The sequence below is a fragment of the Nocardia sp. IFM 10818 genome, assembly GCF_054655275.1.
Window position 1 is genome coordinate 3,152,945 of sequence record NZ_BAAHJH010000001.1, and the last position, 12,801, is coordinate 3,165,745.

The following is a 12,801-nucleotide window of genomic DNA, read 5'->3' on the forward strand; positions in this document are numbered from 1 at the left end:
TCAGGCTCCCATCGCGAACGAGTCGAAGTACGAATTCCACGTCGACTGCCCGCCGGCATGCGGCGGCATGATGTCGAGCATCGAGGGATCGCCCTTGGATCCGGCCAGTTGACGTTCACAGGTGATCTCCACCGACGCGGAGAAGAACAGCACCTCGACCTCCACGGTGAGGCTGGCGCGGCCGATCATCTTGCCCGACTCGAAGTGATAGGTCAGCGACAACTCCAGCGTGATCGACGCCGAGATCAGGCCCAGCACATCCACTTCGCCGCGAATGCGGAAGTATCCGGTCAGCTGGCCCTTCTTGTCCTCGAGCCGCAGATAGACCCCGATGGACACCGACACCGACCCGGAGGCGACGCCGAGATCGACGCTCAGGCTCGCACAGGCTTCCAGGCCCATCTCGAGCACCACCATCTTGGCCGGGCTCAGCCGCAGCGCCACCCACCCGCCGCCGCCGATGCACATGACCGTCAACCGGAACGGGGATTCCTTGCTGCAGAAGCCGAATCCGACCGTCACGGCCTCCCCGAGGAACGGGATGCGGCAATCCGCGGCGAGGGCGATGTTCTCCAGGCTGAAGACACCCACGGCCACACTGGGCAGAGCCAGATCGAAACCGGCGGTGACGCCCTCGGTGGAGATGTCCACATAGGGAGGGTCGGCGAAACCGTCGAACGGGATGAGTTGGCGGATCTTCTCGATGAAGGTGAGCGGGCCGAGGAATTCGAGTTTGTCGAAGACGACGTCGATCTCCGGCTTGCGCCCGGTGGCGACCCGGAACCCCAAGCGGCCGAAGCGCATCGACACGAGCTGCTCGCCCGGCATGAGGATCAGCTCGAAGGCCCGCAATTGGGCGCTCACATCGACCTGCGGCTCGTCCTCCTCGGTGATGCGGACCTCGACTGCGATGGTGAGGCCGTCCTTGTCCGGCTTGAACACCGTGGGGCCGCCGGGGGGCCAATCCATGATCTCCGGCTGCCATTCGAAGCGCATGACATCGGACAATGTCGGCGCTTGCAGCGCGGCGAGCAGATTCGCGCCTTGTGCCACGGTGGCGATATTGCGCAACGCCGCCGCCGGCTTCTCCACCGCAGCGCGGACGGCGGCGGGCAGAATCGGGTCCGAGACGACCGCGTCGACACTCGCCAGCTTCCCGGCGAACGCCGTCGCCGCGCCGGCCGCATTGTGTGGTTGCCCGGCAAGCGCATCGGCGAGTGCGGCCTGGAGGTCGCCGGCCGCACCCGCCAGCGTGGTGCGGGCATTGTCGACCTTCCCCCGCAGCGCTTGCAGGCGCTGTCCGGCGGCGGCGCTGGCGGCATGGCCGATATCGTCGGCGAGATCGGTGCTCGCCGTGTCGAGCGCAGCCACCAGGCGGGCGAATTCCGAAGCAAGCGAACCGATCATGCCGAGTTGCTCGGTGATGAGATTCGGTGCGCGGTCCAGACCCGTCCTATTGATGATCTTCATGAGGTCGAAGAGACCGAACAACTTCGGCAGTGCTCCGGCCAGGAAGGCGGACGGATCGAAATCGCCACGGCGGAGCGCGCTTCCGGGATCGGCATTGGCATCACCGATCGCGCCCAGGGTCCGCGACAGAGCCGCGACGCCGACGCTCGGTTCGATGAAACCGCCACCCTGGTCACTGCCTTTGGCGAAGTCGAGCCGCTGCCGTTGCGTCAGGGTGAGGAAGACCTCGGCCTGGTCGCCGAGCTCGAAACCTTTATCCTTGTAGTTCTTTTCGTAGACGACCTCGACCGGTGCGCGCCCGCCGTTGATCGCGTTGAGCGCCGGGATCGCGATGAAGGCCCGCGCCATGGAAGGCGTGCTGGTGAGCTTACCGGGCTCGTAGGAGCCGTCCAGGTCGAGCTTGTGCACCTTGAAGGTCGTATCGCCCTTGGCCGTCGGCGGAGCCATGGCGACCTCGGCGTCGTTGACGTCGATCCGCCGCTGTTTCACCTCCCACTCCGTCCGGATTTCTTGAATGGTCGTGGGCTTGTCATCAGCCGTCAGTGTCACCAGGACGAGTGGAGCGAGCATGGTGATGGGCTGACCGGCGTGATCGACGCCGGTGACCTTCCAGCGGTAGGGCTCGCCATTGATCCTCGGAACGACCGGTTTCGAGGTATTGACGTCGATGAAGTCGAGGTCGGGGGTTACCGGCGGATCGATGGCGACGACGTCGAACGGAAGCGTGTGCAGCACGAGCCTGTTCTGGGGGTCACGGTAGGACCTGGTGCGCTCGCGTACCACGATGAACGACCGCTGCTTCAGGAATGCGACCGGGTTGTCGCCGACGCCGATGCGCCGTTCGGTGATGTTCACCAGGGTGACCCGATGGCCGAACGGAAACAGGAACGCCGGAACATCGACCCGGATGTAGGCGTCACGGCCCATCGGAGCCAGGTGGCGATATGCCTCGAGTATGGTGGTCGCGTCCTTGGGCGGGTAGGACTTCTCCGGCTTGTCCCACGTGACGTTCCAGTCCACCCAGGCGCCGACCGCGCTCAGATACAACCGCCGCACCTCGAGCGGTTCAGGCTGGAGCGGCGTGCCGTTCTCCCGGTGCCGCACCGTCCGGTCCGCGGTTTGACGCACGATCCCCCTGCGGAGCGGCTTGTCCAGCGACGCGCTGAGACCCTGGGGCGCCACGCCGCCTTCGTCGTCGTCGCGCGTCCATACCGCTCGCACAACGCGTTGTGTGGTGTCCTTCTCGTCGACCTCGGTGAACTTGCCGTCGACCACCTTGCGCACGCCGAGCCTGGTCGTCCACAACTCGGTCCGGGCCCGATCATCCGGAGCCGACGACAGCTCTGCACTGTGCGCGAATCCGCCGTGCGGGCTCGGCGACACGATCAAGCGGAACGGCGCTTCGATGGCCGTCTGGTCCGCCTGCGGCGGCGCGGGTGCGCTCGTCGTATCACCGGTCTCCCCGGCGGGCAGCGCCAGCTTGGACACCCGCAGCGGAAACGTGGTGAGCGCGGTGAGCACGCCGGCGATCGAGTAGTCGAACTCGCTGCCCTTGGCCACCGCGAACACCACCCGCGAATCGTGCGCCGCGAGTACCCGTGCCGGAGCGTTCGGCGCGACGTCGAACCGCTCCTCGAGCAGGTTCTGGCTGCCGAACCGCACGATGATGTGCGCGTCGTCGGTGACCGCGACCAGGCGCGACTGCCGGTCGCTCGGCGGGGCCGGCGGGCGCACGGCCGGAATGGTCAGCACCTGCCCGGGATGGATGACATTCGGGTCGGCCAGGTGGTTGGCGGCCGCGATGAGCGTGAACAGCGTCGGGTCGCCGTAGAACCGCGCCGCGAGGTCCCAGAGCGTATCGCCCGCGACCACGGTGTGAGTGGTGTCCGGCGCGGGTCCGGGGACGTCCGGGATGACGAGTACCTGCCCCGGGAAGATCAGGTTCGGGTCGGCGATGTGGTTGGCCGCCGCGATCAACGCGAACTCGGTGCCGTCGGTGTAGAAGCGCACCGCGAGGTCCCAGAGGGTGTCGCCCTCGACGACGACATGCGTCACCACATCCGGCTGCGGCGCCGGCGCGAACCGGAAACCGATTGCCTCGCAGCGCAGATCGACCAGATCGGCCGGGCGCAGCAGCCGGAAGGCGATTCTCTCGGGCGGTGGCGGGGGAGTGGGTTGCGGATCCGGCGCGGGGCCGGGCAGATCCGGGATCTGCAGAATATGGCCCGGATGAATCAAATGCGGGTTCGCTATTCCGTTGGCGGCCGCGATCACCGCGAATTTGGTGCCGTCGCCATAGAACCGGATTGCGATGGCCCACAACGTGTCACCGGATACCACTGTGTGCACGCGCGCCATCGGACTCTCCCGTCGCGTATCCCCGACCCCGATAGGACGAGATGACCGTACGGCCGCGCGGGGCCCGCGAGCACGAGTAGGGGACTACTCGTCTTTGCCCGCCGATTTACGCGGTGACCTGCGATTTTTTGGCCCCGCGCAGGAACATGGACAGGCCGGTTCCCAGCAGCGCCGCCAGCGGCAGCAGCGGAATGTAGGACACCCCGACAATGGGATCCGGCAGGGACAGGGCGACGATGGTCGCCAGGACGGTGACGATGAAGACGACGGCCGACCAGCGGTGGGTGCGCCGGATCCGGTCGGTGCGCGGCCTCGGGGTGCGCAGTAACAGGTACAGGCCGGCGAGGAAAAGCAGGGCGAGCGGGAACAGCGGTATATAGGACAGCCATTCCGGGCCGCCGGCCGTCAATCCGACGACGGTGATGACGACCGTCGCGGTGAATACGATCCCCAGCCATCGATGCCATTGCCGGATCGTCGTGTTCCAGTTCATCGAATCCTCCTTCGAAGGACGAGCAACCTGCCCGCCGCCGGTTCGTTCCGAGCGGGCGTCCATACGGAGAACGCTAGCCAGACCGCATCCGGCGGCGCTTCTCGATTCCTGACCGGCTGCGGGATCTGAAGCGCTACATTACGGCCTACGAATTCGGGGTCGAGGTAACTGTTTCGCCAGGAATCAAGAACGCCAGCAATTTCTGGGTACATGGTGCGCAAGCCGGGCCGGACCCGGAGATCCCATAAATGAAGAAAGTCACGACCATGCGTAGAGCAACGGCGCTCTTCGCCGCAGTAATGCTGGCCATCCTCCTTTCCATCACCATCGCGACGACTCCACGGGCCCAGGCCGATCCCTGCCTGGGTGACTGGGCCATCGGAATCGGCGGCCTGGGCGACAACACCTCCTCGGTGTTCACCGCCTTCGTGAATCAGCCCGTCGGGTACAACTCCGCCGATCCGATGTCGGGGTTGAACGAAATCGACCGGCTGTTCTGGTCGCATCGCAATCAATGCCCGGACGATCACATCAGGCTGATCGGGCACAGCGAGGGCGCGGCCCTCGTCCACGCGTGGGTCACCGCGCATCAGGACGTGGGCAATGCCAACGCCATTCTCCTGTCGGATCCCAAGCGGGCCGCAGGCCCCGGCGGACCCGGCCTGTCCGCGACTCCGGGCAACCATCTCATCGGATATCCGCTGGCCGGAGTCGATGATTGGTTCGGCGGTTTCCCGGTGCTGACCGTGTGCAACCACGACGACCAGATCTGCGACACCAACGCGGGCTGGTGGGGTTACTTCTTCGCGGGCGCGCACAGCCGATACGATTTCAACGTATGGAACTATGGCGCTTGGGATTCCGGGGTCTGGTACCGGTAATCGGTTGATTCGTGGGGATCAGTAGCCGTGCGGCACTGGTCCCCATTGGCTGAACCCGTGACCCATCGAGGTGCACACGGGAATGGCTTTGAAGGTGATTTGACACGTCGCCCCGGCATGGGTCACCGAGTACTGCGGATCGTGGTAGTTCACCGGTGTGATGCGGGGCAATGACGGATTTCCGCCCGGCAGTGTGTGACTGCCATTGGAGTTCCACTGGGGATGCGCCGGCCAGGTGGCCGAATCGATGACGATGGCGGGCACGTTCGGCAACGGCACCTGCATTCCGGCAATCAAAACATTCATGGACGCGGCCGGGACCACGAGATCGCAGCCCACCGTTCCGCCCGGATCGATCGAGCAGTTCCAGTCGCCCAGAGCGAAATACGCGGTGCCGTCCACGAGCACCGGACCGGGTGGGTCCTCCGCGTGCGCGGTGCTCACCCCGAACAGGCACAAGACAATCCCGAGAATTCCCCCGCAAACCCGTGCGGCGGTAAGTTTCACAGCCCTGGACACGGCATCTCCCTCGATGCACAGAGAGTTTTCGGTCGAATCGACCATAGAGAAAAACTATCACCATACGGAGAAAAGGCAAGATATTTGTCGAGGGGGCTAACGCAATTTCCGCGGCCCCGTCCGGGTGCTCGCAGCCGGATCCGGCGACGCGACAGCAGATTCGGATTCACAGGTTCGGGTGGTAGGGTCTCGCACCCGAGTCAGGGCGAGGCGCAGCCGATGCTGGATGAGTGGTGCGGCGCATGGGCGGCGCTCGCCGGAGCAGCGTGGGTTGGAGGGTGCAATTCTATTGCGGGGCAGTGCTTCCGGGGATTCCAATGGGGTGGCGGAGCGGGACGGGTGGAGTGATCCGCAGCGGGGCAGGCATCGGAAGCCCTCGGCCATCAAGGCTTTGCAGGGGCGCGCCGTGCTGGCGGCCATGGCACTGGGAGCCACGGTGTCGGCCGTGCAGGCGGGCATGCAGTCGGCGTCCGCGCACGAGACGGTCGAACTCCTGGCGCAGGGCATGCCGCACTCGAATGCCGGGGCCGCCGCCCAGCCGGCCGCCGGGCTCGCGGGCACGGATGCGCATTTCCCCGAAATCCTCAGCGCGGCACCCGTGGAGGATCCCGAGGAGATCCGGAACCTGTTGCGCAACGGCCGGCATTTCGCGGCCGATGACGAGGCGCGCGCCACCGCGAATCTGCGTCCGCTCTTCACGAAGTTCGCCGAGGGCGTGTTCACCTCGGGTTTCGGAGCACGCTGGGGCGTCACGCATTACGGGGTGGACGTCGCGGCGCCCATCGGAACCCCCATCGAGGCGGTCGAGGACGGCACCGTCATCAGCGCGGGCCCGGCCTCCGGCTTCGGCATGTGGGTGCGGCTGCTGCACGACGACGGCACCATCACCGTCTACGGTCATGTCGACACCACCACGGTCACGGTCGGCCAGCGGGTGCTGGCCGGCGATCAGATCGCCACGGTGGGCAATCGCGGCTTCTCCACCGGCCCGCACTGCCATTTCGAGGTGTGGCTCAATGGCACCGACAAGATCGACCCGCTGCCCTGGCTGGCCAGTCGGGGCATCTCGCTGGGACCGGAACGGGACTGAGCCGAACGGCACGAAAGATCGCGGTGCCCGCTATTGTCGGACGGGTGGCCAGTAAGTCGGCCTCGCCGGCCGTGGAACTGACGGTGGGCGAGCACACGGTGCGCGTCTCGAATCCGGATCGGGTGTATTTCCCCGAGACCGGGGCGACCAAATTCGACCTGGTGCAGTATTACCTGAGCGTCGGCGACGGCATCGTCAACGCGTTGCGCGACCGGCCGTGCATGCTGCATCGCTTCCCCAAAGGGCTGCCCGGCGGGAAGGTGCATCAGAAGCGGCTGCCCGGCGGCGCTCCGGACTGGATTCCCACCGTGGAATTGTATTTTCCGCGCTACGGGCGCACCGCCGACGAACTGTGCGTGGAGAAGCTCGCCGACGTCATCTGGGCGGTGCAGATGTCGACGGTGGAGTTCCATCCCTGGAATTCCCGCCGCTTCGACACCGAATTGCCCGACGAGTGGCGCATCGATCTGGATCCCATGCCCGACTGCCCGTGGTCGCGGGTGCAACGGGTGGCCGGCGTCGTGCACGAGGTGCTCGACGAGCTGGGCGCGGTCGGCTGGCCGAAAACCTCCGGCGGCACAGGGTTGCACGTCTATGTGCGCATCGACCCGCGCTTCGGCTTCCAGGAGGTGCGCCGCGCCGCCCTCGCCTTCGCCCGCGAGGTCGAGCGGCGCGCCCCCGACGACGTCACCACCGCCTGGTGGCGGCGCGACCGCGACCCGCGGCAGCTGTTCGTCGACTACAACCAGAACGCCCGCGACCACACCATCGCCGCCGCCTACTCGGTGCGCGGCATCCCGGAGGCCACCGTCTCCACTCCGGTCCGCTGGGACGAGATACCCGACGTGCATCCCCGCGACTTCACCATGACCACCGTGCCCGCCCGCTACGCCGAGCTCGGCGATCTGCACGCCGGGATCGACGACGCGGTCTTCGACCTCGAACCGCTGCTGGAATGGGCCGATCGCGACAAGGTCGACGTCGACCTGGATGCGGACACCGACGACTGAGCGGCCTCAGATGGCCGCGCCGCCGCGCAGCCAGTCCGGCCAGGGGATGGTCCAGTCGCCGTTCTGCCAGATGTCGAGCGGGTCGCCGCCGGTATTGCGCACCTCGACCACATCGCCGGGGATGACGAAGTCGTAGAACCAGGCGGCGTCGTCGGGGGAGAGGTTGAGGCAGCCGTGGGAGACATTCGTATTGCCTTGCGCCCACATGCTTTCCGCCAGGGCGTGGACGAAGATGCCGTCGTGGCTGATGCGCACGGCGTGGTCGATGACCGAGCGGTAGCCGAGACGGGAGTTGACCGGCAGGCCGTAGCTGGAGGAGTCCATGGTGACCGGGTGCTTGCGGTCCAGGACCGTGTAGACGCCGGGGCGGGTCCAGAACGACAGCACCTTGCCGCCGGCCACCGCGGTGCCGCCCATGCCCATGGAGGTGGGCATGCTGCGCACCAGGTTCCCGTTCTCGAACACGTCGATGTGCTTGGTGTTGTCGTCGGCGACGGCGATATGGGCGGGGCCGATGATCACCGAGACGCGTTGATCGCGCAGCCCGTAGGCGCCGGATCCGAGTGCGGCGCCGAAGAGTTCGGCCGTGACCGTGATGCGCGTGCCCGGCGCGTGATAGCGCTCCGGACGCCAGTGCGCGTTCTGATCGTCGAGCCAGTACCAGGCGCCGGTGACGGCGGGCTCGGTGACGACCTTCAGATGGGGTTCGACCGCCATCCGGTCGACGGGTTCGTCGAACCGCGCGACCAGGACGAAACCCACTCCGTACGTATCGTTTTCGGCGAGTTCCACGAGATTGCCGGAGCGCAGCGAGACGTCGACGAGCCGCTCGGGCCAGACCGTGGAGCACACCGTCGTCGCGGTGACCTCACCGGTTTCGCCCTGCGCCACGGCCTTCGCGGTATAGGTGTGGCCGTAGCCGAGCGGTTCGGAACTGATCCAGCCGCGATTATCGGGCGCCGGTGTTCCCGGCAAGGGTCTGCCCGTCTCGTCGAGCCATTCGACCGAGCGCAGCGTGCCGTCGGTCACCGTGACCCTGCCCGGCGTGCGCGGGTGGACGCCGTGCGAATCCGGCGGCGGATCGAAGCGGATGACCGCGGGCTTGGGTGGCGGCGGCGGTTGCCGTTCCCGTGCGCATCCCGCGAGAGCGAAGCCGCCCGCCCCCGCGAAGCCGATCAGCAGCTCACGACGTCGCACCGCCACCGTGTGTCTCCCTTCGCCGGGCCAACCCCCAGCAGCCCAGCACATCGGGGCGATCTCGGTCGCGGCGACGAGCGAACCTCCACCCTTCCGTCGCGGAACCGACACCGTTCCTTTGCCTGCTCCGCCGTGTCCCGTGCCGGTTGCGCCGGGCTCGCTACACCTCCGAACAATGTGATTCCCGGATCATTCGCACTACCGACGGTCGCGTAACCAGACGGTTGGTTGGCAAGATCGAACACCATGCCGGACATCGAACTACCGAAAGACATCGTGTCCTTCGTCGCTCTCGGCGACAGTTTCACCGAAGGCATGGACGATCCGTATCCCGACAGCGGGCAGACCCCCAACGGGCGGTACCGGGGCTGGGCGGACCGGGTCGCCGAACATCTGGCCGGGCACGTCGGCGAGGTCCGATACGCCAATCTCGCGGTGCGCGGCAAGCTGATTCGGCAGATCGTCGACGATCAACTCGCCCGCGCCGTCGAATTGCGACCGGACCTGGTGACCTTCTGCGCCGGCGGCAACGACCTCATCCGGCCCGGCGGCGATCCCGACGAGCTCGCCGAGATCTTCCGCGACGCCGTCGCCGAATTGCGCGGCACCGGAGCGACGGTGGTCGTGTTCACCGGATGGGATCCGGGATTCCAGCCGGTCATGCGCCATCTGCGCGGCAAGATCGCCACCTACAATATGAACCTGCGCGCCGTCGCCGACGAATTCGACTGCCCGGTGGTCGATCTGTGGGGCATGAAGCCGCTGCGCGACCACCGCGCCTGGAGCTGGGACCGGCTGCACCTGTCCGCCGAAGGCCACCGCCGCCTCGCCCTGCGCGTCTGCGAGGTGCTCGGCGCGCCCGTGGCCGAGGACTGGCGCGCCCCCTGGCCGGCCGAGGAGCCCATGCCCTGGCAGGCCGCCCGCCAGCAGGATCTGCACTGGGCCAAGGAATTCCTGCTGCCCTGGATCCACCGCCGCCTCACCGGCCGCTCCTCCGGCGACGGTCTCGACCCCAAACGGCCCGACCTGGAACCGGTCCCGGCCTGCGGCGGCGACATCGGGTAGCTCGGGCGGGCCACCTGCCCCGATCCGCACGCCCCGTCGTGCGGATCGCTACGCCGGGTCGCTGTCCCGGATCCTGCGGGCGACCTCGCCGAGACCGTCGGCGAGGGCGGTCCGCTGCGCGGGCGTGAGCACATCGATGAGCAGATCGCGGACCAGGGTGACGTGCCCGGGCGCGGCGTCCTCGAGCTTGCGGCGCCCGGCCGCGGTGAGCACGGCGGCAATGCCGCGGCTGTCGGTCGGCAGCGATTCGCGGCGGACGAGGCCCGCCTTCTCGAGCTGATCGACCTGGTAGGACAGCCGGCTCTTGGAGTTGATCAGGGAGTCGGCGAGCTCGGTCATCCGGATGCTGCCGTCCGGGGCCGCGGCCAATCGGACCAGCACCTCGTACTGGGTGTGCGAGAGACCCGCGTCACGCTTGAGCTGCCGCTCGATCTCCCGCTCCAAGAGCGCCCAGCCGGACAGCAGCGCCTTCCAGGCGCGCATTTCCTCGTCATCGAGCCACTGGGGTTCGGGCATGGGCCCAGCCTATCGGTGTTGTTCGAATTTGAACAATCACGTACGCTGTGGTTCTCGTTCAAATTTGAACAAGAGGAGATCCGGTCATGATCGAGGACGCGCACCGTATGCCCGTGCTGTACCTGTCGCACGGCGCACCGCCGCTGGCCGATGACCCGGTCTGGCCCGGACAGCTCGCGGCCTGGTCGGCGAGTCTGCCGAAACCCGAAGCGGTGCTGATGGTTTCGGCGCACTGGGAGGACGCGCCGGTGGCGCTCGGGGCGATCGCGACGGTGCCGCTGGTGTACGACTTCTGGGGATTCCCGCAGCGCTACTACGAGGTCCGCTATGCCGCGCCGGGCGCGCCCGCGCTGGCGGAGAAGGTGCGAAAGCTGTTGCGGGGTCCCGGGACCGCGGTGCAGGACGTGCCCGGGCGCGGACTGGATCACGGGGCCTACGTGCCGCTGGTGGAGATGTATCCGGACGCGGATGTGCCGGTGCTGCAGATGTCACTGCCCACCCTGGACCCGGGAGCGCTCCTCGACCTCGGGCGCAGACTCGCGCCGCTGCGCGAGGAGGGCGCGCTGATCGTCGGCAGCGGCTTCTTCACCCACAATCTGCGGGCGCTCACCGTCGACGGTTCGGTGCACCCCGTCATGGCCGAGTTCGACGAGTGGGGCCGCGAGGCGCTGGCCGCCGGCGATATCGATGCCCTCCTCGACTTCGAGAACAAAGCTCCCGCACCGCATCTGGCGCATCCGCGCACCGAACACTTCGCCCCGCTGTTCGTCGCGCTCGGCGCGGGCGAATCCGAGCCGGCCGGGCCGCGCACCGTCATCGACGACTTCTGGCGCGGCCTGGCCAAACGCTCCATCCAGCTCGGCTGATCACCCCATCCCCACAAGGAGTTCCAATGAGCACCACCACCCTGACCCGCACCGCCACCGCGACCGAGGGTTCCGGTCAACTCGGTTATGACGCAGGCTTATTGGTGCTGCGCCTGGCGCTGGGCCTCACCATCGCCGCACACGGCGCCCAGAAGCTGTTCGGCTGGTTCGGAGGCGGCGGCATCTCCGGAACGGGGAAATTCTTCACCGGCAGCGGCTATCCCGCCGGTGACGTCATGGCCGTCATCGCCGGTCTGAGCGAAACCCTCGGCGGCCTGGCGCTGGCCCTCGGCCTGTTCACCCCGCTGGCCGCGGCCGCCGTCCTGGGCACCATGATCAATGCCATCGCCGTGCACGGCACCGATTCCTTCTTCGCCCCCGAGGGCTTCGAATACGAACTCCTGCTCGCGCTGGGCGCCGCCGCCCTGGCGCTCGCCGGTCCGGGCCGCATTGCCGTCGACCACTACCTGCCCGCCCTGCGCAACCACCGCTTCGGCTGCGGCGCCGCCGCCATCGCGCTGGCCGTGATCGCCGCGGGCATCACCCTGCTGCTGCGGAGCTGACCGGCGTTCGATCTCGGGCGCGGGCCGGGGCGGCTCACTCGATGTGCAGCCCGATCCGGCCATCCGCCATGGCCTCCACCCGCACATGGGTGAGATCCGGCAGGTGGGCATCGGGTCCGAGGGCGGCCGCCCGCGGCCCGACGCCGATCACCCGCATGCCCGCCGCCCGGGCCGCCGCAACGCCCGCCGGGGAGTCCTCGAACGCCACGCACTCCTCGGGCGCGAAACCCAGCTCCGCCGCCCCCTTGAGGAAGCCCTCCGGTGCGGGCTTGCTGGCCCCCACGTGCTCCGCGGTCACTCTGACCTCGGGCACCGTCAGCCCGGCCGCCCCCATGCGAGCCTGGGTCAAGCCCTCGTCGGCCGATGTCACCAGGGCATGCGGCAACTCCGCGATGGCCCGCAGGAAGGCGGGCGCACCCGCGATCGGCACCACCCCGTCGACATCGGTGGTCTCCTCGGCCAGCAGTGCCGCATTCTCCGCGTAGTTCTCCGCCATCGGCCGATCCGGCAGCAATTCCGCCATGGTCGAATACCCCTGACGCCCGTGCGCCACCCGCAGGGTGTGTTCCGGATCCAGCCCGTGCTCGAGGGACCACCGCCGCCAGATGCGCTCCACCACCGCATCGGAGTTGACGAGTGTCCCGTCCATATCGAGCAGCAGGGCACGGGTGATCAGGACGGGCATGCGGAACTCCCTGGGACGTGTGTGCGCGGACGGCGGACCGATTGCCACGATACAAATTTCCGCGGCGGGCGGCCGGGGCGCTCGGGCC

General features: G+C 67.7%; 11 protein-coding genes and 1 pseudogene. 6 read left to right on the top strand and 6 right to left on the bottom strand.

Annotated elements, in window-relative coordinates; translation table 11 throughout:
- Both ACYQ5L_RS14635 and ACYQ5L_RS14640 read right to left on the bottom strand, forming a co-directional pair.
- Window positions 1–3,819 carry a LysM peptidoglycan-binding domain-containing protein gene (locus ACYQ5L_RS14635; protein WP_459957884.1) on the bottom strand — a complete coding sequence of 1,273 codons (3,819 nt, stop codon included), beginning with the start codon at window positions 3,817–3,819 and terminating at the stop codon, window positions 1–3.
- 115 nt (window positions 3,820–3,934) lie between these two features.
- Window positions 3,935–4,321, bottom strand: coding sequence for a hypothetical protein (locus tag ACYQ5L_RS14640; protein ID WP_459957885.1), 387 nt, complete (start codon window positions 4,319–4,321; stop codon window positions 3,935–3,937).
- A 266-nt stretch (window positions 4,322–4,587) separates the two neighbouring features.
- Here ACYQ5L_RS14640 and ACYQ5L_RS14645 point away from each other — a divergent pair, with 266 nt between their 5' ends.
- Entirely contained in the window at window positions 4,588–5,202 is a 615-nt protein-coding gene (locus ACYQ5L_RS14645) for a cutinase family protein (protein WP_379194982.1), read from the top strand.
- A gap of 18 nt (window positions 5,203–5,220) precedes the next feature.
- On the opposite strand, the gene ACYQ5L_RS14650 is transcribed toward ACYQ5L_RS14645, so the two are convergent.
- Window positions 5,221–5,766 (bottom strand): hypothetical protein, encoded by a 546-nt coding sequence (locus ACYQ5L_RS14650; protein WP_459957886.1) that lies wholly within the window; start codon window positions 5,764–5,766, stop codon window positions 5,221–5,223.
- 298 nt (window positions 5,767–6,064) lie between these two features.
- On the opposite strand from ACYQ5L_RS14650, the pseudogene ACYQ5L_RS14655 reads away from it, so the two are divergent.
- Both ACYQ5L_RS14655 and ligD read left to right on the top strand, forming a co-directional pair.
- A pseudogene (locus tag ACYQ5L_RS14655) lies at window positions 6,065–6,811 on the top strand (M23 family metallopeptidase); the annotation flags it as partial.
- A gap of 44 nt (window positions 6,812–6,855) precedes the next feature.
- Window positions 6,856–7,821 (top strand): non-homologous end-joining DNA ligase, encoded by a 966-nt coding sequence (gene ligD / locus ACYQ5L_RS14660; RefSeq protein ID WP_459957887.1) that lies wholly within the window; start codon window positions 6,856–6,858, stop codon window positions 7,819–7,821.
- Between the two features lie 6 nt (window positions 7,822–7,827).
- Here the strand turns inward: ligD and ACYQ5L_RS14665 are convergent, their stop codons facing one another.
- Window positions 7,828–9,024 (bottom strand): L,D-transpeptidase, encoded by a 1,197-nt coding sequence (locus ACYQ5L_RS14665; protein WP_459957888.1) that lies wholly within the window; start codon window positions 9,022–9,024, stop codon window positions 7,828–7,830.
- A 240-nt stretch (window positions 9,025–9,264) separates the two neighbouring features.
- Here ACYQ5L_RS14665 and ACYQ5L_RS14670 point away from each other — a divergent pair, with 240 nt between their 5' ends.
- The gene (locus ACYQ5L_RS14670) at window positions 9,265–10,083 is read left to right on the top strand and encodes an SGNH/GDSL hydrolase family protein (protein ID WP_459957889.1); all 819 of its coding nucleotides are present in this window, start codon (window positions 9,265–9,267) and stop codon (window positions 10,081–10,083) included.
- A gap of 48 nt (window positions 10,084–10,131) precedes the next feature.
- On the opposite strand, the gene ACYQ5L_RS14675 is transcribed toward ACYQ5L_RS14670, so the two are convergent.
- Window positions 10,132–10,599, bottom strand: coding sequence for a MarR family winged helix-turn-helix transcriptional regulator (locus ACYQ5L_RS14675; protein WP_459957890.1), 468 nt, complete (start codon window positions 10,597–10,599; stop codon window positions 10,132–10,134).
- 86 nt (window positions 10,600–10,685) lie between these two features.
- Here ACYQ5L_RS14675 and ACYQ5L_RS14680 point away from each other — a divergent pair, with 86 nt between their 5' ends.
- The gene (locus ACYQ5L_RS14680) at window positions 10,686–11,465 is read left to right on the top strand and encodes a dioxygenase family protein (RefSeq protein WP_459957891.1); all 780 of its coding nucleotides are present in this window, start codon (window positions 10,686–10,688) and stop codon (window positions 11,463–11,465) included.
- A 26-nt stretch (window positions 11,466–11,491) separates the two neighbouring features.
- Complete coding sequence (locus ACYQ5L_RS14685; protein ID WP_459957892.1) at window positions 11,492–12,028, top strand: DoxX family protein; 537 nt, start codon at window positions 11,492–11,494, stop codon at window positions 12,026–12,028.
- Between the two features lie 34 nt (window positions 12,029–12,062).
- On the opposite strand, the gene ACYQ5L_RS14690 is transcribed toward ACYQ5L_RS14685, so the two are convergent.
- The gene (locus ACYQ5L_RS14690; protein ID WP_459957893.1) at window positions 12,063–12,713 is read right to left on the bottom strand and encodes an HAD-IA family hydrolase; all 651 of its coding nucleotides are present in this window, start codon (window positions 12,711–12,713) and stop codon (window positions 12,063–12,065) included.
- Between the last annotated feature and the right edge of the window lie 88 nt (window positions 12,714–12,801).